The organism is Jatrophihabitans endophyticus, from assembly GCF_900129455.1.
GTDB lineage: Bacteria > Actinomycetota > Actinomycetes > Mycobacteriales > Jatrophihabitantaceae > Jatrophihabitans > Jatrophihabitans endophyticus.
In genome coordinates, this window is record NZ_FQVU01000001.1 from 575195 (window position 1) to 598804 (window position 23610).

Sequence of the window (23610 nt, forward strand, 5' to 3'; positions counted from 1 at the left end):
CATGGACCGCGCGTGGCCCGGCACCCCTTTCCCGCTCGGTGCCCACTGGGACGGCGAGGGCACGAACTTCACGCTGTGGTCGACGACGGCGACGGGCGTGTCGGTGTGCCTGTTCAACGGCGCCCACGAGACCCGCATCCCGCTCGACGAGTCGACGTACCACGTGTGGCACGGCTACCTGCCCGGCGTCGCGCCGGGGCAGCGCTACGGGTTCCGCGTCGACGGCCCGTTCCAGCCGTCGCAGGGGCTGTTCCACAACCCCACCAAGCTGCTGGTCGACCCCTACGCCCGCGCCATCGAGGGCGACTTCGTCGACGACCCGTCGGTGTACCCCGGTAGCGGCGCCGACTCGGCGGCGTCCGTCCCGCGGTCGGTGGTGGTGCACGACGCGTTCCCGTGGGGCGACGACAAGCGCCCGAACGTCCGCTGGGACGACACCGTCATCTACGAGCTGCACCTGCGCGGGTTCACGATGCGTCACCCGCAGGTCCCCGCCGAGCTGCGCGGCACGTACGCCGGTCTCGCGCACCCCGCCGTGATCGACCACCTGACGTCCCTGGGCGTCACCGCCGTCGAGCTGCTGCCCATCCACCACTTCGTCTCCGAACCCCACCTGCAGCGGCGCGGCCGGCGCAACTACTGGGGCTACAACACGCTCGGCTTCTTCGCGCCGCACGCCGCGTACGCGTCGCGCGCAGGCGACCAGGTACGCGAGTTCAAGGCCATGGTGCGGACGCTGCACGCCGCCGGCATCGAGGTCATCCTCGACGTCGTCTACAACCACACGGCCGAGGGCGGCCCGGACGGCCCGGTGCTGTCGTTCCGCGGCATCGACAACGGCTCGTACTACCGGCTCGCCACCGGCGACCCGTCGCGCTACGCCGACTACACCGGCTGCGGCAACACCTTCGACGCCCGGCGGCCGTTCCCGCTGCAGCTCATCACCGACTCGCTGCGGTACTGGATCACCGAGATGCACGTCGACGGCTTCCGTTTCGACCTCGCGTCGGCCCTCGCCCGCTCGCTGCACGACGTCGACAAGCTCTCGTCCTTCTTCGACACCATCCACCAGGACCCGGTGATCTCGCAGGTCAAGCTCATCGCCGAGCCGTGGGACGTCGGGGCCGGGGGCTACCAGGTCGGCGAGTTCCCCCCGCTGTGGACGGAGTGGAACGGCATGTACCGCGACACCGTGCGCTCGTTCTGGGCCCACGGCGCGGACGGCGTCCGCGATCTCGCGTCCCGGCTGTCGGGGTCGTCGGACCTCTACGGCGACGACGGCCGGCTGCCCATCGCGTCGATCAACTTCGTCACGGCCCACGACGGTTTCACCCTGCGCGACCTGGCGTCCTACGAGCGCAAGCACAACGAGGACAACGGCGAGGACAACCGCGACGGCACCGACGACAACCGCTCGTACAACTGCGGCGTCGAGGGCGAGCCGGCGCAGGGCGTCCCGCCGGCGGTTGCCGGGCTGCGCCGTCAGCAGGTGCGCAACCTGCTGGCCTCCCTGCTGCTGTCGACCGGCGCGCCGATGCTCGTCGCCGGTGACGAGCTGTGGCGCACCCAGGGCGGCAACAACAACGCCTACTCCCAGGACAACGACGTCTCGTGGGTCGACTGGACCGGCGGCGGCGACCCCGAGGCGGCCGGCGACGTCCTGACGCTCGCGCAACGCCTGATCCGGCTGCGCCGCGAGCACCCGGTGCTGCGGCAGAGCGCGTTCTTCGAGGGGCGGGTCGTCCCCGGGACCGACGGCGCGGGGGCGACGAAGGACCTCGCGTGGTTCCACCCGGCGGGCCGTGAGCTCGGCGACGCCGACTGGTTCGACGGCGGCCTGCGCACGATCGGCATGTACCTCGACGGCCGGGGGCTGCGCCACCGCGACCGGCGCGGCCGGCCGATCGTCGACGAGTCTTTCCTGCTCGTGCTGCACTCCGGCGACGACGACGTGCCGTTCCGGCTGCCGGCGGCGCCCTGGGCGGACGGCTACGAGGGTGTCGTCGACACGACGCGGCCCGGCGGCGTGCCCGACGGCGCCGTCCTCGCCCCGGGCGTCGAGCTGCTGGTGGCGGCCCGCTCGGTGACGCTGCTGCGGGTCGTCCGCGAGCCCTGACCGGCTGCCACACTGGGGGCATGCGCGCGCATCCGGAGTGCTGGCTCAGCGACATGGACGGCGTCCTCGTCCGCGAGGAGCACGCCGTGCCCGGGGCCACCGACTTCCTGGCCCGGCTCGTCGAGCGGCAGCGGCGGTTCCTCGTCCTGACCAACAACTCGATCTTCACGCCGCGCGACCTCTCGGCCCGCCTGGCCCGCTCGGGCCTGGACATCCCCGAGGCCGCGATCTGGACGTCCGCGCTCGCCACCGCCACCTTCCTCGCCGACCAGCTGCCCGGCGGGTCGGCGTTCGTGATCGGCGAGGCGGGCATGACGACGGCGTTGCACAACGTCGGCTACGTGCTGACCGACCGCGACCCCGACTTCGTCGTGCTCGGCGAGACGCGCACGTACTCGTTCGAGGCGATCACCCGCGCGATCCGGCTCATCGAGGCGGGCGCCCGCTTCATCGCCACGAACCCGGACGTCACCGGGCCGTCGGAGCAGGGACCGCTGCCGGCCACCGGGTCGGTGGCGGCGATGATCACCAAGGCCACCGGGCGGGAGCCGTACTTCGTCGGCAAGCCCAACCCGATGATGCTGCGCAGCGCGCTCAACAAGATCGAGGCGCACTCGGAGAACACCGTGATGGTCGGCGACCGGATGGACACCGACGTCGTCGCCGGCATCGAGGCGGGGCTGGACACGATCCTGGTCCTCACCGGCTCGACCCGGCGGGCCGACGTCGACCGCTTCCCCTGGCGGCCGGGGCGGGTGCTGGACTCCATCGCCGACGCCGTCGAACTGGTCTGACGCCGCGCGCCGTCCCCGCGTCGGGTGCTTAATCGCGGTGAACGTGTCGGTGGTCACCCCTAGGGTGTGGCCTACCTGACCGGCGAGCGACGAAGGGGGACCCGTGGCCGACGTCATCCGTGCCGAGGGGCTCGTGAAGGCCTACGGCAGCGTCCGCGCCCTCGACGGTCTCGACCTGGCCGTGCCCGAGGGCACCGTGCTCGGCCTGCTCGGCCCCAACGGGGCGGGCAAGACCACCGCCGTCCGCGTCCTCACGACCCTGCTCGTCCCCGACGGCGGCACCGCCGAGGTCGCCGGCGTCGACGTGGTCGGCGATCCGTCCGGCGTGCGGTCGCGCATCGGGCTCTCCGGCCAGTACGCCGCGGTCGACGAGTACCTGACGGGGCAGGAGAACCTCGAGATGATCGCGCGGCTCTACGGCTACCGCAGCCGGGTGGCCCGCGCGCGGGCGCACGAGCTGCTCGCGCTGTTCTCGCTCACCGACGCCGCCGACCGGCCGGTCAAGACCTACTCCGGGGGCATGCGGCGCCGCCTCGACCTCGCCGGCTCGCTGGTCGCCGCTCCCCCGGTGCTGTTCCTCGACGAACCGACCACGGGCCTCGACCCACGCAGCCGCAACGACATGTGGGACGTCCTCGTCGAGCTGGTGCGTGGCGGCACCACGCTGCTGCTCACCACCCAGTACCTCGAGGAGGCCGACCGGCTCGCCGATGACATCGTGGTCATCGACCACGGCCGGTCGATCGCGCACGGCACGGCCGACGAGCTCAAGGCGCAGGTGGGCGGCGAGCGCGTCGAGATCGTCGTCGCCGAGCGCGAGGGCATCGCCGGCGCCCGCGACGTCCTCGCCGCGCTCGCGCCGGGCGAGACGGTCGACGTCGACGAGCACACCCGACGGCTCACCGTCGCCGTGTCGGGGGGCGCGAGCACGCTCACCGAGGCACTGCGCCGCCTCGACGCCGCCGACGTCGCCCTGCACGACGTGGCGCTGCGCCGCCCGACGCTCGACGACGTCTTCCTCACCCTCACCGGGCACGCCGCCGAGGCACCCGAGACCGAACCCGACCCGGGCGACCGTCCCGGGTCCGACCTCGTGGAGGCCGCGCCGTGACCGCGTCGAACGCCCGCACCGCCGGGCTCACCACCACCACGGCCGTCACCGGCGAGGTCCCCCGGTCGGGGCGGCTCAAGGCCTTCGCCGACGGCGCCGCGGTTGCGCGCCGCAACCTGATCAAGATCAAGCGGGTGCCCGACCTGCTGGTCTTCTCCACGCTGTCGCCGATCATGTTCATCCTGCTGTTCGCGTACGTGTTCGGCAGCCAGATCAACGTGCCGGGCATCAGCTACCGGGAGTTCCTCATCCCGGGGATCTTCGCGCAGACGGTCATCTTCGGCGCCACCATCACCGGCGCCGGCCTGGCGGAGGACATCCAGAAGGGCATCGTCGACCGGTTCCGCTCGCTGCCGATGTCGCGCTCGGCCGTGCTCGTCGGTCGCACCGGCAGCGACGTGCTGAACAACCTGCTCGTCATCGTGATCATGTCGCTCACCGGGTTGCTGGTGGGGTGGCGCATCCGCTCCTCGGTCGGCGAGGCGATCGGCGGTTTCCTGCTGCTGCTCGCCTTCGCGTACGCGATCAGCTGGATGATGGCGCTGGTCGGGCTGATCGTGCCGAGCCCCGAGGTCGTGAACAACGCGTCGTTCATGCTCGTCTTCCCGCTGACCTTCGTCGCCAACACCTTCGTACCGACGAACAAGTTCCCGAGCGTGCTGCAGACGATCGCGAACTGGAACCCGGTCTCGTCGGTCACCGCCGCGTCGCGCGAGCTGTTCGGCAACACCACCGATCGCGTGCCGGCCCCGAAGGACTGGTCGCTGCAGCACCCCGTGCTCTACACGCTCAGCTGGATCGTCGTGATCCTCGCCGTCTTCGTCCCGCTGTCGATACGGCAGTACAAGCGCGCCGCGAGCCGCTGAGCCGGCGCGACGGCCGCCGGGGTGATCAGAGCGCCGCGGCGAGCTCGGTCAACGCGCCCACCTCGACGTCGGGGCGGTCGAAGACGGCCGGCCACGGCGCGCCGGTGCGGTTGACGTAGGCGCTGCGCAGCCCCGCGCGGCGCGCGCCGTGCAGGTCCCAGGGATGCACGGCGACGAGGACGAGCTCGCCCGGCTCGACCCCGCACACCTGCGCCGCGTAGTGGTAGGCGCGCGGGTCGGGCTTCCACGGACCGGGCGCGTCGTCGTCCTCGACGCTGAGCAGGGCCTCGAACGAGCCCGCGACGCCGGCCCGCTCGAGCAGGCCCGCGGCGACCGACCGGGCGCCGTTGGACAGCGTGACGAGGCGGTGGCCGCTCACGGCCAGCTCGCCGACGCCGGGCACGACGTCGGGGTGCACGGCCAAGGACGTGAAGCCGGCCAGCACGTGCTCGGTCGCCTCGTCGGGGTCGCGGCGCAGCTCGGGCAGCTGCGACCACAGCGTCGCGAGCACCCCGCGCGCCACGTCGGCGAACGGCCGGGGCGTCCCGGCGAGGCCGAGGGCGTCGCCGTCGCGCAGCGTGCTCGCGAACCACGTCGCGAGCAGCCCGCCGGGCGCGCCGACGTCGACGAAGCGCTCGCCGAGCGGCGCGAGGTCCGACAGCGTCTCGTTCACGTCGAAGACGATCACGGCCATCCCCCGACCCTACGCACCCCGCGCCGGCCGACTGGCGACTTCCCGCGTTGACTGGCGAGCTGCGGGCCGACTGGCGAGCTATAGCTCGCCAGTCGGCCCGCAGCTCGCCAGTCAACGTGCGGTCGGCCCCGCGGTCGGCCCCGCAGGTCGCCAGTCGACGTGCGGTCAGCCCCGCGGGCAGGCCACCCGCACCGCCCGCGGCAGCACGGTGAACTCGACGGGCAACCCGCCCACGACCTCGCCGTCGACGGCGACGTCCTGGTCGCTGTCACAGGCGACGCGCAGGCTGCGCACGCGCAGGGTGTGCACCCGTCCCACCGGCCGGTGCCGCCCTACGGCCGCGTCCGCGACCGCCAGCACCAGCCGCCCGACGGACAGTCGCTCGACCACGATGACGTCCAGCAGGCCGTCGGTGAGGTCGGCACCGGGCACGCGGAAGCCGAGCAGGCCGCCGAAGACCGGCGCGTTGCTGACCGACAGGTGCACCACGTCGAAGGTGCGCTCGCGCCCGTCGTGTTCGACGGTGCACCGGAACGGCCGGTAGGCGCGGACCGCCCGCGCGGCCGCGATGGGGTAGGTGAGGCCGCCGAAGCGGTCCCGCACCGTCTTCTCGGTCGCGAGGTCGGCGAAGGCGACGTTCACGCCGACCGTCGTCGCGTTGAGGAAGGTCAGCGCGCCACGGCCGGCGAGGTCCACGCGACCCGCGTCGACCTCGCACACCCGGTAACCGCCCACGGCGGCCGCGGCCTGCGCCGCGTCCGGCGGGATGCCGAGGGAGCGCGCGACGTCGTTCGAGGTCCCGAGCGGGAGGGGGAAGAGCACGGCGGCCGTCCCCGCGACCACCCCGGCGGCGAGGCCCACCGTGCCGTCGCCGCCCGCGGCGACGACGAGCGGCGGCTCCTCGCCCGACGCGAGCGCGGCATCGACGTGGCGGGCGAGCTCGTCGACCTCGCCCACGTCGAAGGTCCGCACCACGGTCAGGCCCGCCGCGGCGAGACCGGCGCGGGCGACGTCGAGATCCTCGGCCGATCCGGCGTGCGGGCTGGCCAGCAGCACCGCCTGCCGCGGGATCGGCACGGCGGGGTCGGGCGCGTCCGGGTGGTGGACCGAGCTCTCCCGGACCCGGTCGACGACGCGCGCGGCGAGCACGCCCGCGCCGATGCCGACCGCAGCGCCGACGGCGACGTCGCTCGGGTAGTGCACGCCGGTGTGGACGCGGGAGTAGGCCACCGTGCCGGCGACCGGGACGACCGCGGCGCCCGCCGCGGGCAGCGCCGCGGTGACCCCCGTCGCGAAGGCCAGCGCCGAGGCGGCGTGGCCGGAGGGGAAGGAGAACGTGCGCGGCAGCGGCAGCAGCGGCGCGACGTCGGTCGGCGGCCGGTCGCGCCGCCACGCGAACTTCAGCGGGCCGTTGACCAGCGTGGCCGCGACGCCGATGCCGAGCAGGCCGCTCGCGGCCGCGGTCCGCGGCCGCCGCCGGCCGGTCGCCGACAGCGCCCCCGCGACGGCCAGCCAGAGCAGCGAGCGGTTGGCCAGGGTGCTCGCCGTCGTCATGACGCGGTCGCGCAACGGGGTCCGCCGCCGGGCCGCGGCGACCAGCAGTCGCCGGTCCCACCGGCCGAGCCGCACGCGCAGCGGTGGCGATCGGCGCGTCGCGGCACCGGGGCGACCGGCTCGACTCACTGCGCCCCGCGTTCGGCGAAGAACGTCATCGCGGCCGGGTTCTGCAGCGCGCCCGGGCTGACCGCGTCGGCGAGCGCGACGCCGGCGAGCACGCGCTTCACCGGTACCTCGCACTTCTTGCCGTTGAGCGTGCGTGGGATCGCCGCCACCGCGACGACCTCGTCGGGGACGTGCCGCGGCGACAGCTCGGCGCGGATCGCCCGCCGCACCTCCTCGCGCACCGTCTCGATCGTGGCGCCGTCGGCCAGCACCACGAACAGCAGCACCTGTCCCGTTCCGGTCGGGCCCGAGGTGTCGACGACGAGCGAGTCGGCGATTCCCGCCACGTCCTCGGCGACGGCGTAGAACTCGGCGGTGCCCATGCGCACGCCGCCGCGGTTGAGGGTGGCGTCCGAGCGGCCGTGGATGACGCACGACCCGCGGCCGGTGACGGTGATCCAGTCGCCGTGGCGCCAGACCCCGGGGTAGACGTCGAAGTACGCCTCCCGCAGCCGGCTGCCGTCGGGGTCGTTCCAGAACCCGACCGGCATCGAGGGCATCGGCGCGGTGACGACCAGCTCGCCGACCTCGTCGAGCACCGGCCGGCCCGCCGCGTCGTAGGCCTCGACCGCGCAGCCGAGCAGCCGGCAGGGGATCTCGCCCGCCCGCACCGGCAGCGTCGGCGCCCCGCCGACGAAGGCGGTGCACACGTCGGTACCACCCGACAGCGAGTTGAGGACGAGGTCGCGGCCGACCTGCTCGTAGACCCACGCGAAGCCGTCGGGCGACAGCGGAGCACCGGTCGAGCCCACGCTGCGCAGCGCCGCGAGGTCGAAGTCGCGACCGGGGTGGACCTCCGCACGTTGGCACGCCTGCAGGTACGGCGCCGACACCCCGAAGCACGCGACCCGGGCACGCTCGGCGAGACGCCACAGCGCGTCGGGACCGGGGTGGACGGGGTTGCCGTCGAAGAGCACGACGGTGGCCCCGACGACCAGCCCCGACACGAGCAGGTTCCACATCATCCAGCCCGTCGTGCTGAACCAGAAGAAGCGGTCACCGGCACGCAGGTCCAGGTGCAGCGCCAACTGCTTGGCGTGCTCGACGAGGATGCCGCCGTGCCCGTGCACGATCGGCTTGGGCAGCCCGGTCGTGCCGGAGGAGTACAGGATCCACATCGGCGCGTCGAAGGGCACGGGCGCGAAGGCGAGCTCGCCGGGACGGGCCAGGACGTCCGGCCAGCGCAGCGTGTCGGGCAGGGCGGCGTCGGGGTCGAGGTAGGGCACGAGGATCGTCGCGCGCAGGGTCGGCAGCTGCGCGCGCAGCTCGGTCACCGCGGCCCGGACGTCGAAGCGCTTGCCGCCGTAGTGGTAGCCGTCCACCGCGACCAGCACGACCGGCTCGATCTGGGTGAACCGGTCGGCGACGGCGCGGGCGCCGAAGTCCGGCGAGCAGGACGACCAGATCGCCCCCAGCGAGACGGTGGCCAGCATCGCGACCAGAGCCTCGGGAGAGTTCGGCAGCAGCGCGGCGACCCGGTCGCCGACCCCGACCCCGGCGGTGACGAGCGCCGCCCGGACCGCGCCCACCTCGCGACGCAGCTGGTCCCACGTCAGCGTGCGGCCCAGACCGTCCTCGCGCTCGAAGACGACGGCGGGGTCGTCGTCCCCGACCGGTACCGGCGGGAACAGCGCGTGCTCGGCGTAGTTGAGCCGGGCGTCGGGGAACCAGCGCGCGCCGGGCATCGTCGGATCGGCCAGCGCGGCACTGGGACGGGTGTGCCAGCGCACGCCGTACCAGCGCGCGAACGCCGACCAGAAGGCGTCGAGGTCGGCCGTGGACCACTGCCACATCTCGTCGTAGGTCCCGACGGTCACGCCGCCGTTCGCACCGAGCCAACGGCCGAACTCGGTGATGCGTGCGCCGGCGATGCGTTCGGCGTCCGGTTCCCACAGCAGCTCGCCCTCGACCGTCATGCCGGGCAACCTACCGGCCCCGACCTCCGCGCAATTGTCTATCATCACGGTAGACAAGATCAGCAGCCGCCGACCCGGGGAGTACGCCATGTCCGCAGAGTGGTCGTTCGAGACCCGCCAGATCCACGCCGGCCAGACCCCGGACGGTGAGCAGCACGCCCGTGCCCTGCCGATCTACCAGACGACGTCCTACACCTTCGACAGCACCGAGCACGCCTCGAACCTCTTCGCGCTGAAGGAGTTCGGCAACATCTACACGCGGATCATGAACCCGACGCAGGCCGCGGTCGAGGACCGCATCGCCTCGCTCGAGGGCGGGGTCGGGGCGTTGCTGACGGCGAGCGGGCAGGCGGCCGAGACCATCGCGCTGCTCAACATCGCCGAGGCCGGCGACCACGTCGTCTCCAGCGCCCGGCTCTACGGCGGCACCTACAACCTGTTCCACTACACCTTCCCCAAGATTGGGATCTCGGTGAGCTTCGTCGACGACCCCGACGACCTCGAGCAGTGGCGCGCCGCGATCCGACCGAACACGAAGGCCTTCTTCGCCGAGACGATCAGCAACCCGCAGATCGACATCCTCGACATCAAGGCGGTGGCCGGCGTCGCCCACGACGCCGGGGTGCCGCTCGTCGTCGACAACACGATCGCGACGCCCTACCTGATCCGCCCCTTCGAGCACGGCGCCGACATCGTGGTGCACTCGGCCACCAAGTACCTCGGCGGTCACGGCACCGCGATCGGCGGCGTGATCGTCGACTCCGGCAACTTCGACTTCGCCGCGTCGCCGGAGCGGTTCCCCAACTACAACCAGCCCGACCCGAGCTACCACGGCCTCGTCTTCGGCCGCGACCTCGGCGTCGGCTCCCCGCTCGGCGCGAACCTGGCCTTCATCCTCAAGGCGCGCGTCCAGCTGCTGCGCGACCTCGGCTCGTCGATCGCGCCGTTCAACGCGTTCCTGCTCTCGCAGGGCATCGAGACGCTGAGCCTGCGCGTCGAACGGCACGTGCAGAACGCGCAGGCCGTCGCCGAGTGGCTGACGCGGCGCGACGAGGTGCTGTCGGTCAACTACGCCGGGCTGCCCGGCAGCCCGTGGCACGAGCGGGCGGGGAAGTACGCGCCGCGCGGTGTGGGCGGCGTCCTGGCCTTCGAGATCGCGGGCGGTGTCGAGGCCGGCCGGCGCTTCGTCGAGGCGCTCGAGCTGCACAGCCACGTCGCCAACATCGGCGACGTGCGCAGCCTCGTCATCCACCCCGCCTCGACGACCCACTCGCAGCTGACGGTCGACGAGCAGGCCGCGACCGGTGTGACGCCCGGGCTGGTCCGCCTCGCGGTCGGCCTGGAGCACCTCGACGACATCCTCGCCGACCTCGACGCCGGGTTCCGGGCGGCGAAGAGCGCGTGACCGCGGGCCGGCGCGACGGCGGCCCGGCGGCGCCGTCGTCCGGTCGACGGTTCCTCGAGCTCGGCCCGGTCGATCTCGAGCTGGGCGGCCGGCTGCCCGGCGTGCGGGTGGCGTACGAGACGTACGGCAGCCCACGGCCCGACGCGGGCGGCGAGATCGGCAACGCGGTGCTCGTCCTGCACGCGCTCACCGGTGACGCGCACGTGCTGGGCGACACCGGGCCCGACCAGCCCACGCCCGGTTGGTGGGACGGTGTGGTCGGCCCGGGGCGCGCGCTCGACACCGACGAGTGGTTCGTCGTGGCGAGCAACGTCCTCGGCGGCTGCCGGGGCACCACCGGCCCCGCCTCTCCCGCTCCCGACGGGCGGGCCTGGGGGTCGCGGTTCCCGCCCGTGACGATCCGCGACCAGGTCGCGGTGGAGGCCGCGTTGGCCGACCGGCTCGGCGTGCGCCGCTACCGCGCCGTGCTCGGCGGCTCCATGGGCGGCATGCGTGCCCTGGAGTGGGTCCTGGGCCGGCCCGAGCGGGTCGGGGCCGCGCTGGTGCTGGCGGTCGGCGCCGCGGCCACCGGCGACCAGCTCGGCACGCAGTCCACCCAGCTTGCCGCGATCACCGGCGACCCGGGCTGGCGCGGCGGCGACTACCACGACACCGGCACGGCGCCCGAGCACGGCCTGGGTCTCGCCCGCCGCATCGCACACCTCACCTATCGCGGTGAGCGGGAGCTCGACGTCCGATTCGGCAACGCCGTGCAGGCCGACGGTCGCCACACGGTGACCTCCTACCTCGAGCACCATGCCGCCAAGCTCGTCGGACGGTTCGACGCGGGCAGCTACGTCACGCTCACCGAGGCGATGAACGGTCACGACGTCGGTCGCGGCCGCGGCGGCGTCGCCGCCGCACTGGGCGGGGTGACGGTGCCGACCGTGGTGGCGGGGATCGACACCGACCGGCTCTATCCGCTGCGGCTGCAGCACGAGATCGCCGACCTGCTGCCGGGTCCCGACGGCGTCCACGTCGTGACCTCCGACCACGGCCACGACGGCTTCCTCGTCGAGGCCGGGCAGGTCGGCGACCTGGTGCGGCTCACCCTGCAGCGCGCGGCCGAACGGTCACCGGCACCGTCGTGAGCGACCACGGCACCGCGAACGACGCCGCCGGCGGCCGGGTCACGCCCGGTAGCGCACCACCAGCCCGGCCGGCACGGCACGCGGGTCGCCGTCGGCCGGCTCGTCGTACACGTCGATCGCATCGTGGGTCGAGGCCCGGCCGACGAGCGTGCTCGACCCGCCGCCGTCGAAGACGATGCCCGACCAGCACCCGCGCCCCAGCAGGAAGGCGGTGAGCTCGGCGTAGCTGACGCCGGCGGAGTCCGCGGCGAACCCGTCCACCACACCGAGCACGACCTGACGGCCGTTGCGCGAGACGCAGGCGAAGGTCTCGGGGTTGCGGGGGCCGTCGACGACCTCGCCCCCGGCGTCGTCGAAGCGGCGCCCCTTGGCGATCAGGACGCGACCGCCACTGACCAGTGTCTGCGGGGTGCCGCCCGGGAACGTCGTGGCCAGCGTGAGCCGGTCGCCCTTCACCACCTGGCGATGCAGCCAGGTCGCCCGTGCGCCGCGGCCGCAGGCCACGAGCGCGACGCCCCGACCCGAACGCCGGGCGACGGCGGTCAGCGCGGAGTAGGTGGCCGCGACGACCAGCCGGCCGCGCGCATCGCGCGTGCCCGTCACCACGGTGCAGGCGCGACCGAATCTCGGCGCGGCCAACGCGGCGGTGACGAGGACGATGCGGCCGCGGGCAAGGTCACTGAGCGTGTTCACACCGAACAGCTGCGCCGTGGTGGCGCGGACGTGCTTGCGGGCGGCGCGGGTGATGGTCCCGGTCATGGTGAGCTGCCCGACGGCCGCGCGGCCGTGACGGACGTAGAGGTTCGCGTCCCAGTCGCGGCGCGGCGACTTGAGGATCTCGCCGTCGCTGATCACGCCGCCGCGCGGTTTGGCGCGCCGCGAGAACAGGTCGAAGAAATCGGTGTTGATGCCGCCGATCGCCCGCGCCCGGCGCACCTGCGTCACCACGGTCTGCCGTGGGGCCCCGATCGCGCCGTGGGCGACGGTCGCGGCCAGGTCGACCCTGCGGTTGGTCAGGTCGACGTGCATGAGCTCGGCCCGCTGCTGCCGACCGCTCGTACTGCGGAAGGACAGGAAGTTCACGGTCACCCCGCCCGCGAGCGTGCGGTCCGCGGGCAGGTCGTCCGCGCGGGCGCTCCGCGCCGCTCGTGCGGCGGCCGGGGGCGCCGTCGCCGCCGCGACACCGGAACCGAGCGTGACCACGAGGACGAGCGCACTAAACATAAACTTCACATAATCAGGGAACCGGAACGGTCGGCCGCGGTCAACCGGACGAATGCCCGCGAACCGGCCGAGCCGGCTGTGAATGCGGACACCGCCCCCGTTCGACCACTCCGGCAGGGGCGGTGCCCGGCGGTGCCCGGCGATCCCGGCCGTCGGCCCAGGCCCAGGCCCAGGCCCAGGGCTAGGCCGAGGCGACGACCCCGAGCTCGGCCGGCGTCGCGAGCAGCTCGCTGTGCGGCAGCACCCGCACCGTGTACCCGAAGCCGCCGGTGCGATCGAGCGGGATCTCGCCCTCGTAGCGGGTCGTGCCGTCGATCTGCTCGAGCACGCGCAGGGCGGCCGCCGTGGTCTCGGTGAGCCGGTCCTCGGCGTCGACCGAGCCGTAGACGGCCTCGACGGTGACGTCGTCGGTGGCCAGCCCGCCCAGGGCGACCTCGGCCCGCAGCGTCAGCGTCTCGCCGAGCTGCGCGTCGCCCTCGCCCGAGAGCTGGGAGTCGACGTGCAGCACCGCGACCGCCGGCCAGGCCGACACCACGCCGGCCCGCCACACCGCGAGCTGCTTGGCCGCCGCGTAGCCGTCGGCGCGCATGCGTCGCGACGAGACCGCCGCCGGCGCATACAGCCGTCGCACGTACTCGGCGACCATGCGCGAGGCCAGCACCTTGGGCCCGAGGGACTTGAGCGTGTGCCGCACCATCTGCACCCAGCGCGTCGGGGCGTCGCCGGCACGACTGCCGGAGCGGTCGTAGAAGCGCGGCGCCACGCTCGTCTGGATCAGGTCGTAGAGTGCGTCGGCCTCGAGGTCGTCGCGGCGGTCGGCGTCGACGAGACCGTCGGCGGACGGGATGGCCCAGCCGTTCTCGCCGTCGAACCACTCGTCCCACCAGCCGTCCAGGATGGACAGGTTGAGGGCACCGTTGAGCGCCGCCTTCATCCCCGACGTCCCGCACGCCTCGAGCGGGCGCAGCGGGTTGTTCAGCCAGACGTCGACACCCCAGTACAGATAGCGGGCCATGCCGATGTCGTAGTCGGGCAGGAACGTGATCCGGTGGCGCACGGCGGGGTCGTCGGCGAAGCGGACCATCTGCGCGATCAGCTGCTTGCCGCCGTCGTCGGCCGGGTGCGACTTGCCGGCGATGACGATCTGCACCGGCCGCTGCGGGTCCAGCAGCAGCGCCCGCAGTCGCTCCGGGTCGCGGAGCATGAGCGTCAGCCGCTTGTAGGACGGGACGCGCCGGGCGAACCCGATGGTGAGCACGTCCGGGTCGAAGGCCGTCGCGGTCCACGACAGCTCGGCGTCGCTCATGCCCCGCTGCCGCCCCGACGCGCGCATCCGGCGCCGGATCTCGCCGACGAGCCGGCCCCGCAGGACGTTGCGCACCCGCCACAGCTCGTCGTCGCCGACCTTGTCGAGCGCGGCCCAGCCGCCGCCCTCCTCGACCGCGTCGGGCCCGACCTCGCGCTCGGCGATCTCGAGGATGTCGCGTGACATCCATGTCGGCGCGTGGACGCCGTTGGTCACCGACGTGATCGGCACGTCCTCGGTGTCGAAGCCCGGCCACAGAGCGTTGAACATGCCGCGGCTGACCTCGCCGTGCAGCAGCGAGACCCCGTTCGCCCGCTGGCCGAGCCGCAGCCCCATGTGCGCCATGTTGAAGATGCCGGGGTCCTCCTCCGCGCCGAGCTCGAGGATGCGCTCGGGCGGCAGCGGTGCCATGCCCGCGAGGTGCGCGGCCACGAGGTCGCGGGAGAAGCGGTCGATGCCCGCCGGAACCGGGGTGTGGGTGGTGAACACCGTCCCGGCCCGAACGGCCTGCAGCGCCTCGTCGAAGTCCAGGCCCGCACCGCCGGGGTCGTCGACGAGCTCGCGGATGCGCTCGATGCCGAGGAAGCCGGCGTGCCCCTCGTTGGTGTGAAAGACCTCGGGCGGCGCGGTGCCGGTGACCGCGCAGTAGGCGCGGATCGCCCGGACACCGCCCACGCCGAGCAGGAGCTCCTGCTCGAGGCGGTGCTCGGCGCCGCCGCCGTAGAGCCGGTCGGTGACCTGGCGGGCGTCGGCGTCGTTCTCCTCGATGTTGCTGTCGAGCAGCAGCAGCGGCACCCGACCGACTTGGGCCACCCAGATCTGGGCGTGGAGCGTGCGGGACTCGGGCAGCGCGATCGCGACGCGGGCCGGCGCGCCGGCGGCGTCGTGCAGTGCCGTGATGGGCAACCCCTGCGGGTCGAGCGACGGGTACTGCTCGAGCTGCCAGCCGTCGCGCGAGAGCGACTGGCGGAAGTACCCGGCGCCGTAGAGCAGCCCCACGCCGATGATCGGGACGCCGAGGTCGCTCGCGGCCTTCAGGTGGTCACCGGCCAGGATGCCGAGGCCGCCGGAGTACTGCGGGAGCACCTCGGTGATGCCGAACTCGGGCGAGAAGTAGGCGATCGAGTCGGGCAGGTCGGCGCCGGCCTCCTGCTCGTTCTGGTACCAGCGCGGCTGCTCGAGGTACTCGGCGAGGTCGTCGCCGATGTCCTCGAGGCGACGCAGGAACTTGCGGTCGCGGGCCAGCTGGCCGAAGCGCTCGGCCGTCACCTCGCCGAGCATGCGACCGGGGTCGTGCTCGCAGGACTGCCACAGCTCGGGATCGACCGCCTCCAGGAGGTCGAGCGACTCGGCGTGCCACGACCATCGCAGGTTGGCCACGATCTGGCCGAGCTGGGCGAGCTCGGGCGGGTAGGCGGCACGGACGGTGAGTCGACGGAGGGCCTTCACGGAGAGCGACGCTAGCAGTCCTGGAAGGGCTTACGAGCCCCTCGTGCGACATCGGGTCGCGTACCGCGGACGCCGCCCGCGCGTAGCGGCGGCACGTCGCGGTGGTGGGGGTAGGAGCGCGACCCTTTCTGGGTAGCGTCGTCCACGTGGTAGGACGCTTCGGACTTTCTGATGTCAGGCCCGTGGTGGGTTCCACCGTCTCGGGCGAGTTCCCGGCCCGGGCCGTGGTGGGCGAGCAGTTGCCCGTCTCGGCCCGCGTGTTCCGCGAGGGGCACGACGCGGTCGCCGCGACCGTCGTCGTGCGCGACCCGGCCGGCAAGAAGAGCCAGGTGGTGCGGATGGTGCCGGGGGCCCCGGGCACCGACCGCTGGCACGCCGACGTCGTGCTCGACCGGCAGGGCTCCTTCACCTTCACGGTGGAGGCGTGGAGCGATCCCATGTCGACGTGGCACCACGCGGTGACGGTGAAGATCGAGGCCGGCCAGGGCGCCGAGGACCTCGCCAACGACTTCGAGTCCGGGGCCCGGCTCTTCGAGCAGCTGGCCAAGAACCTGACCAAGGTCGAGCGCCCGCGGGCGCTGGCGGCGGCGCGCGCGCTCCGCGACACCTCGCTCGACGTCGAGCACCGGGTCGCGCCCGCCCTCGAGGACTACCTGCAGGACCTCGTCCGCGACTTCCCGGTCCGCGAGTACGTCAGCGCCTCACCGCGCTATCCGCTGTGGGCGGACCGGCCGCGCGCCCTGTTCGGCTCCTGGTACGAGTTCTTCCCGCGCTCCATCGGCGCCGAGCTCGCCGGCGACCCGGTGTCGCCGGCGAAACCGCTGCGCCACGGCACGTTCAAGGACGCGGCCGAGCACCTGGACTACGTCGCCTCGCTGGGCTTCGACGTCGTCTACCTGCCGCCGATCCATCCGATCGGCGAGGTGAACCGCAAGGGTCCGAACAACACGCTCGTCGCGGCGTCGTGGGACGTCGGCTCGCCGTGGGCGATCGGCTCCAAGGACGGCGGGCACGACGCCGTCCACCCCGACCTCGGCACCCTCGCCGACTTCAAGGCGTTCGTGAAGCGGGCCCGCCAGCTCGACATGGAGGTCGCGCTCGACCTCGCGCTGCAGTGCGCCCCCGACCACCCGTGGGTCGAGGCCCACCCCGAGTGGTTCACCACCAAGCCGGACGGCACGATCGCCTACGCCGAGAACCCGCCGAAGAAGTACCAGGACATCTACCCCCTGAACTTCGACAACGACCCCGCCGGCCTCTACGCCGAGTGTCTGCGGGTCGTGCGGCACTGGATCGCCGCGGGCGTGCGGATCTTCCGCGTCGACAACCCGCACACCAAGCCCATCAACTTCTGGCAGTGGCTGATCGCCGAGGTCCGCAAGACCGACCCCGACGTGCTCTTCCTCGCCGAGGCGTTCACGCGTCCGGCGATGATGCACGAGCTGGGCAAGATCGGCTTCCACCAGAGCTACACCTATTACACCTGGCGCACCGAGAAGGACGAGCTCGCCGAGTACGTCGAGGAGCTCGCCGAGGCCGAGCACTACATGCGGCCCAACTTCTTCGTGAACACGCCCGACATCCTGCACGGCTACCTGCAGACCGGCGGCCCGGGCGCGTTCGCGATCCGGGCCGTGCTCGCGGCCACGCTGTCGCCGACCTGGGGCGTCTACTCCGGGTACGAGCTGTACGAGCACCTGCCGGCCAAGCCGGGCAGCGAGGAGTACCTCGACTCGGAGAAGTACCAGCTACGCCCCCGCGATCTCGCCGGCGCCATCGCCGACGGACGCTCGCTCGCGCCCTTCATCCAGACGCTGAACCGCATCCGACGCGAGCACCCGGCGCTGCAGCAACTGCGCAACGTCACCTTCCACCAGGCCGACAACCCCGACATCCTGGTGTTCAGCAAGCGCGACGACGCCACCGGCGACACCGTCGTGGTCGCCTGCACGGTGAACCCGCACGAGTGGCGCGAGGCCACCGTCTCGCTCGACCTCGAGGCCTTGGGCCTCGACTGGCACACCGGGTTCACCGTCCGCGACCTGCTCGACGGCACGGAGTACCAGTGGGGCGAGCACAACTACGTCCGGCTCGACCCGTTCTCCCGATCGGCGCACGTCTTCGAGATCGTGCGGCCGCTGTGACCGCGCGTGACGCACGTCCGGTCCGACCCCGTCCGCACCGTGTTGGTAGGAAGGTTCGATGACGTCCCTCGATGAACGCCCATCGACCGACGCGGAGGACGGCCGGGGTCACTCCGCGCTGCGCCGCGAGCCGGACTGGTTCAAGCGGGCGGTCTTCTACGAAGTGCTCGTCCGCGGTTTCGCCGACTCCAACGGTGACGGCTCGGGCGACCTGCGCGGGCTGACCGACAAGCTGGACTACCTGCAGTGGCTCGGTGTCGACTGCCTCTGGCTGCCCCCGTTCTTCCAGTCGCCCTTGCGCGACGGCGGTTACGACGTCAGCGACTACACCGCGGTGCTGCCCGACTACGGCACCATCGAGGACTTCAAGCACTTCCTCGACGCGGCCCACGAGCGCGGCATCCGCGTGATCATCGACTTCGTCATGAACCACACGTCGGACCAGCACCCGTGGTTCCAGGCCAGCCGCAACGACCCGGACGGCCCCTACGGCGACTTCTACGTCTGGAACGACGACGACACCCGCTACCCCGAGGCGCGGATCATCTTCGTCGACACCGAGCCGTCGAACTGGACCTTCGACCCGGTGCGCAAGCAGTACTTCTGGCACCGCTTCTTCAGCCACCAGCCCGACCTGAACTTCGACTCCCCCGCCGTGCAGGACGCCATCCTCGACGCACTGCGGTTCTGGCTCGATCTCGGCATCGACGGCTTCCGCCTCGACGCGGTGCCCTACCTCTACGTCCGCGACGGCACCAACGGCGAGAACCTCCCCGAGACGCACGACTTCCTCAAGCGGGTGCGCAAGGAGGTCGACCGCGACTACCCGGACCGCGTCCTGCTGTGTGAGGCGAACCAGTGGCCCGCCGACGTCGTCGAGTACTTCGGCGACCCGGCCGCCGGCGGCGACGAGTGCCACATGGCGTTCCACTTCCCGGTCATGCCGCGCATCTTCATGGCGGTTCGCCGCGAGTCGCGCTACCCGATCTCGGAGATCATGAGCCAGACCCCCGAGATCCCCGACAACTGCCAGTGGGGCATCTTCCTGCGCAACCACGACGAGCTCACCCTCGAGATGGTCACGGACGAAGAACGTGACTACATGTGGAACGAGTACGCCAAGGACCCGCGGATGAAGGCGAACATCGGCATCCGCCGTCGTCTCGCTCCCCTGCTCGAGAACGACATCAACCAGATCGAGCTGTTCACCGCGCTGCTGCTCGCCCTGCCCGGCTCGCCCGTCCTCTACTACGGCGACGAGATCGGCATGGGCGACAACATCTGGCTCGGCGACCGCGACGGCGTCCGCACGCCGATGCAGTGGACGCCCGACCGCAACGCCGGCTTCTCCACGGCCGACCCGGGCCGGCTCTACCTGCCGGCCAACCAGGACTCCATCTACGGCTACCAGGTCACCAACGTCGAGGCCCAGACCCGCAACGGCTCGTCGCTGCTGCACTGGACGCGGCGCATGATCCAGGTGCGCAAGCAGAACCCGGCCTTCGGGCTGGGCGAGTTCCTCGACATCGGCGGCAGCAACCCGTCGGTGCTGAGCTTCGTGCGCGAGTTCGGCGACGACATCGTGCTGTGCGTGAACAACCTCTCCCGCTTCCCGCAGGCCGTCGAGCTCGACCTGCGGCCGTGGATGGGCGCGCAACCGATCGAGCTGATGGGCGGCGCGGTCTTCCCGGAGATCGGCGAACTGCCCTACCTGCTCACCCTCGCCGGCCACGGCTTCTACTGGCTGCGCATACCCCGTGTGCACCAGCCCAGCGAGGAGCCCGCCGCCCTGGAACACGGCGACTCCGAGGCGGGTGCGTCGCCGGGCGCCCCGCCGACCACCGACACCGAGGAAGGTGGCCTATGACGTCGGGACCCGCGGAACAGGTGCACGACGCGGTCCGGGACCTCGTGGCGGCATGGCTGCCCACGCAGCGCTGGTTCCCGGGCAAGGGACGGCAGGCCGACATCGAGGTGCGGCGCCTCACCGAGCTGCTGCACTCGCCCCAGGTCACGATCTGGACCGCCCGAGCGGACTACGGCGACGGCGAGGTCGAGACCTATCAGCTGCCGCTCGTGTCGCGCGGCGAGCCGGTCGACAACCTCGAGCACGTCCTGCTCGGCACGGTCGAGACCGAGGCCGGCAATCGGTGGGTCTACGACGCGCTGCACGACAAGGACACCACCCGGGCGTGGCTGGCCGGTCTGGTCGACCAACCCGCGGGCGACGTCCGCTTCACCCGCTACGTCGCCGCCGAGGACGTCCCGGTGGACGAGGCGAGCCTGGTCATGTCCGGCGAGCAGTCCAACACCTCGCTGGTGTACGGCGACGCCGCGATCATGAAGGTCTTCCGCCGCCTGCAGCCGGGGGTCAACCCCGACATCGAGATCGGCGGCGAGCTCAGCCGCGTCGGCGCGCACAACGTCGCCACACTGCTCGGCTCGGTCGAGGCCGACGTGGACGGCGCGCCCACGTCGCTCGCCATGGTGCAGGAGTTCCTCACCAGCGCCACCGACGGTTGGGTGCTGGCCACGGCGAGCGTCCGCGACCTCATGGCCGAGGCCGATCTGCACGCCGACGAGGCCGGCGGTGACTTCGCCGGTGAGGCCGAACGGCTCGGCGGGGCGGTGGCGCAGACGCACGCCGACCTCGTCACCGCGTTCGGCACCCGCGAGGCCACCGCCGACGAGATGGTGGCGCGCTCGCAGGCGATGCAGCAGCGCCTCGACCACGCACTCGGCGTGGTGGGGGAGCTCGCGGACGTCGCCGACGGCCTGCGCGCCATCTTCGCCGCGGTCGCCGAGCTCGAGGGCGGCGTGACGCTGCAGCGCATCCACGGCGATCTGCATCTCGGCCAGGCCCTGCGCACCGTCTACCGCTGGGTGCTCATCGACTTCGAGGGCGAGCCGATGGCGGCCATCGACTCGCGCCGCGAGTTCGACTCGCCGCTGCGTGACGTGGCGGGCATGCTGCGCTCCTTCGAGTACGCCGGCCACCACCGCATCGCCGACGCCGGCAACGACCCGCAGCTGGCCTACCGCGCCAACGAGTGGTCGGCCCGCAACCGGGACGCGTTCTGCGCCGGTTACGCCGACGTCGCCGGCGGCGACCCGCGCCGTCACGCCACCCTGCTGCGCGCGCTCGAGGCCGAGAAGGCCGTGTACGAAGCGGTGTACGAGAGCCGCAACCGACCCACTTGGCTGCCGATCCCGCTGGCGTCACTCGGCCGGCTCGCGCAGGACGGAGACACCGCATGACCAGCAAGCCCTCGAACCCGACCCCCGACCGAACCCCCGACGCCGCCCCGACGCCGTCGGTGGACCGCGACCAGCTCGACCGGCTCGTCGGCGGCGCGCACCACGACCCGCACGGCATCCTCGGAGCGCACCCGGGGACCGGCGCCACGACCGTCGTGCGGACGCTGCGCCCGGATGCCGTGTCGGTCGCGGTCGTCGCCGCCGGCACCCGGACGCCGATGACGCGCATCCACGACGCCGGCGTCTTCGAGGCAGTGCTCGACGGGCCGGCCGGCGACTACCGCATCGAGGTCACCTACGGCACCGGGACGTTCACCACCGACGACCCCTACCGCTGGCTGCCCACGCTCGGCGAGGTCGACCTGCACCTGATCGCCGAGGGTCGCCACGAGAACCTGTGGGAGGTCCTCGGCGCACACGTCCGCGAGTACGACACGCCCGGCGGCCGGGTCCCGGGCACCTCGTTCGCGGTGTGGGCGCCGAACGCCCTCGGCGTCCGCGTCGTCGGCGACTTCAACTACTGGATCGGCACCGCCAGCCCGATGCGCGCCATGGGGTCGACGGGCGTGTGGGAGCTGTTCGTCCCCGGCGTCGGGGACGGGGCGGCCTACAAGTTCCAGATCCTCGGCGCGGACGGTCAGTGGCGCCAGAAGGCCGATCCGCTCGCCTTCGCCACCGAGATCCCCCCGGCCACCGCGTCGGTCGTCCACACGCCCCACTACGAGTGGTCCGACGACGCGTGGCTCGAGCGCCGCGCCGCCACGCAGTGGCATGCCGCGCCGATGTCGATCTACGAGGTGCATCTCGGCTCGTGGCGGCTCGGGTTGTCCTACCGGGACCTCGCCGAGCAGCTCGTCGACTACGTTCGCGAGCACGGCTTCACCCACGTCGAGTTCCTGCCGGTGGCCGAGCACCCCTTCGGCGGGTCCTGGGGCTACCAGGTGTCGTCCTACTACGCGCCGTCCGCCCGCTTCGGCGACCCGGACGAGTTCCGCTTCCTGGTCGACACGCTGCACAACGCCGGCATCGGCGTCATCGTCGACTGGGTCCCGGCGCACTTTCCCAAGGACGAGTTCGCCCTCGGCCGTTTCGACGGCACGCCGCTGTACGAGCACGGCGACCCCCGCCGGGGCGAGCAGCTCGACTGGGGCACCTACGTCTTCGACTTCGGGCGCAGCGAGGTGCGCAACTTCCTCGTCGCGAACGCGCTGTACTGGCTCGAGCAGTTCCACGTGGACGGGCTGCGCGTCGACGCCGTCGCCTCGATGCTGTACCTGGACTACTCGCGCCCCGAGGGCGGCTGGGTGCCGAACAAGTACGGCGGTCGCGAGAACCTCGAGGCGGTCGAGTTCCTGCAGGAGATGAACGCGACCGTCTACCGCCGGGTGCCGGGCGCCGTCACCATCGCCGAGGAGTCCACGTCCTGGCCGGGCGTCACGCGCCCCACCCATCTGGGCGGTCTGGGCTTCGGTTTCAAGTGGGACATGGGGTGGATGCACGACACCTTGAACTACATCGCCCACGACCCGATCCACCGGCAGTACCACCACAACGAGCTGACGTTCTCGATGATGTACGCCTACACCGAGAACTTCGTGATGCCGCTGTCGCACGACGAGGTCGTGCACGGCAAGGGATCGCTGCTGAACAAGATCCCGGGCGACCGCTGGCAGCAGATGGCGACGTTGCGCTCGCTGTACGCCTACATGTGGGCCCACCCGGGCAAGCAGCTGCTCTTCATGGGGCAGGAGTTCGGACAGTCCCGGGAATGGTCCGAGGCGCGCTCGCTGGACTGGGAGCTGCTCGACGACCCCGGGCACCGGGGCCTGTCCCGCCTCATCGCCGACCTCAATCACGTGTACCAGGACACCAACGCCCTGTGGTCGCGCGACGTCGCGGAGAGCGGTTTCCACTGGATCGACGCCAACGACGCGGCCGGCAACACGTACTCGTTCCTGCGCTTCGGTGACGACGGTTCGGTGCTGGCGTGCGTCGCCAACTTCTCGTCCGTCCCGCACGACGACTACCGGCTGGGGCTGCCGTACCCGGGCCGGTGGGACGAGGTCGTGAACACCGATGCCGACGTGTACTTCGGCTCGGGCGTGGGCAACTTCGGCGGTGTCGAGGCGGTCGAGCACGCCTGGCACGGCCAGCCCGCGTCGGCGGTGCTGCGGGTACCTCCGCTCGGGACGCTGTGGCTGCGTCTCGCGGGCGGGCCGGCCGCCGGCATGTCCGGCGCGATTGTGACGTAGACGTTTCGTACCGGGGTCCACACCGGTTACGCAGCGTAGACAAGCAACCGGACATTTACGGTCGTAGGCGGCGTCAAACTCGCCGGACGTCCCGCACGACGGGCCTTTGGTCCCCTGCTGATCATGCTGCGCGAACTCTATGTTCAGTTCGCGACATGAACGGGCTGTGACGATGGGGGTCGTACCCAGCCCGGGGTCGCGGAAGTCGGCGAGTGGGGGCTCG

15 protein-coding genes are annotated in these 23610 nt (G+C 72.3%); 10 read left to right on the plus strand and 5 right to left on the minus strand.

Annotated features, from left to right (window positions below):
* Nucleotide 1: 1 nt before the first annotated feature.
* The 4 genes from glgX to BUE29_RS02700 all read left to right on the plus strand — a co-directional run bounded on the left by glgX (nt 2) and on the right by BUE29_RS02700 (nt 4887).
* Complete coding sequence (glgX, locus tag BUE29_RS02685) at nt 2-2116, plus strand: glycogen debranching protein GlgX (RefSeq protein ID WP_084180732.1); 2115 nt, start codon at nt 2-4, stop codon at nt 2114-2116.
* 20 nt (nt 2117-2136) lie between these two features.
* Entirely contained in the window at nt 2137-2910 is a 774-nt protein-coding gene (locus BUE29_RS02690; protein ID WP_073385562.1) for an HAD-IIA family hydrolase, read from the plus strand.
* A 103-nt stretch (nt 2911-3013) separates the two neighbouring features.
* Nucleotides 3014-4021, plus strand: a complete 1008-nt coding sequence (locus BUE29_RS02695; RefSeq protein ID WP_073385564.1) for an ATP-binding cassette domain-containing protein — start codon at nt 3014-3016, stop codon at nt 4019-4021.
* Nucleotides 4018-4887, plus strand: coding sequence for an ABC transporter permease (locus BUE29_RS02700; protein WP_084180630.1), 870 nt, complete (start codon nt 4018-4020; stop codon nt 4885-4887). The genes BUE29_RS02695 and BUE29_RS02700 overlap by 4 nt, the downstream gene beginning before the upstream one ends.
* Nucleotides 4888-4912: 25 nt before the next feature.
* Here BUE29_RS02700 and BUE29_RS02705 read toward each other — a convergent pair whose 3' ends face one another.
* The 3 genes from BUE29_RS02705 to BUE29_RS02715 all read right to left on the minus strand — a co-directional run bounded on the left by BUE29_RS02705 (nt 4913) and on the right by BUE29_RS02715 (nt 9219).
* Complete coding sequence (locus BUE29_RS02705) at nt 4913-5581, minus strand: haloacid dehalogenase type II (protein WP_073385566.1); 669 nt, start codon at nt 5579-5581, stop codon at nt 4913-4915.
* A gap of 165 nt (nt 5582-5746) precedes the next feature.
* On the minus strand, nt 5747-7264 hold the full coding sequence (locus tag BUE29_RS02710) for a bifunctional phosphatase PAP2/diacylglycerol kinase family protein (RefSeq protein WP_143167943.1): 1518 nt from the start codon (nt 7262-7264) through the stop codon (nt 5747-5749).
* Nucleotides 7261-9219, minus strand: a complete 1959-nt coding sequence (locus BUE29_RS02715; protein ID WP_073385571.1) for an acetoacetate--CoA ligase — start codon at nt 9217-9219, stop codon at nt 7261-7263. The genes BUE29_RS02710 and BUE29_RS02715 overlap by 4 nt, the downstream gene beginning before the upstream one ends.
* A gap of 88 nt (nt 9220-9307) precedes the next feature.
* Here BUE29_RS02715 and BUE29_RS02720 point away from each other — a divergent pair, with 88 nt between their 5' ends.
* Complete coding sequence (locus tag BUE29_RS02720) at nt 9308-10624, plus strand: bifunctional o-acetylhomoserine/o-acetylserine sulfhydrylase (RefSeq protein WP_073385574.1); 1317 nt, start codon at nt 9308-9310, stop codon at nt 10622-10624.
* Nucleotides 10621-11754 carry a homoserine O-acetyltransferase MetX gene (metX, locus tag BUE29_RS02725; protein ID WP_073385577.1) on the plus strand — a complete coding sequence of 378 codons (1134 nt, stop codon included), beginning with the start codon at nt 10621-10623 and terminating at the stop codon, nt 11752-11754. Before BUE29_RS02720 ends, metX begins: the two co-directional genes overlap by 4 nt.
* A gap of 39 nt (nt 11755-11793) precedes the next feature.
* On the opposite strand, the gene BUE29_RS02730 is transcribed toward metX, so the two are convergent.
* On the minus strand, nt 11794-12978 hold the full coding sequence (locus tag BUE29_RS02730; RefSeq protein WP_084180631.1) for a phosphodiester glycosidase family protein: 1185 nt from the start codon (nt 12976-12978) through the stop codon (nt 11794-11796).
* 181 nt (nt 12979-13159) lie between these two features.
* The gene (glgP, locus tag BUE29_RS02735; RefSeq protein ID WP_073385582.1) at nt 13160-15733 is read right to left on the minus strand and encodes an alpha-glucan family phosphorylase; all 2574 of its coding nucleotides are present in this window, start codon (nt 15731-15733) and stop codon (nt 13160-13162) included.
* A 146-nt stretch (nt 15734-15879) separates the two neighbouring features.
* Here glgP and BUE29_RS02740 point away from each other — a divergent pair, with 146 nt between their 5' ends.
* Genes BUE29_RS02740 through glgB form a run of 4 tightly spaced genes read left to right on the plus strand, consistent with a single transcriptional unit; the run spans nt 15880 to nt 23387 of the window.
* Complete coding sequence (locus BUE29_RS02740) at nt 15880-17877, plus strand: alpha-1,4-glucan--maltose-1-phosphate maltosyltransferase (RefSeq protein ID WP_073385585.1); 1998 nt, start codon at nt 15880-15882, stop codon at nt 17875-17877.
* A gap of 58 nt (nt 17878-17935) precedes the next feature.
* Nucleotides 17936-19744: a maltose alpha-D-glucosyltransferase gene (treS, locus tag BUE29_RS02745; RefSeq protein WP_084180632.1), complete on the plus strand. Its 1809-nt coding sequence runs from the start codon at nt 17936-17938 to the stop codon at nt 19742-19744.
* Nucleotides 19741-21135 (plus strand): maltokinase N-terminal cap-like domain-containing protein, encoded by a 1395-nt coding sequence (locus tag BUE29_RS02750; protein ID WP_073385588.1) that lies wholly within the window; start codon nt 19741-19743, stop codon nt 21133-21135. The genes treS and BUE29_RS02750 overlap by 4 nt, the downstream gene beginning before the upstream one ends.
* Nucleotides 21132-23387, plus strand: coding sequence for a 1,4-alpha-glucan branching protein GlgB (gene glgB / locus BUE29_RS02755; protein ID WP_073385590.1), 2256 nt, complete (start codon nt 21132-21134; stop codon nt 23385-23387). Before BUE29_RS02750 ends, glgB begins: the two co-directional genes overlap by 4 nt.
* Nucleotides 23388-23610 lie beyond the last annotated feature (223 nt).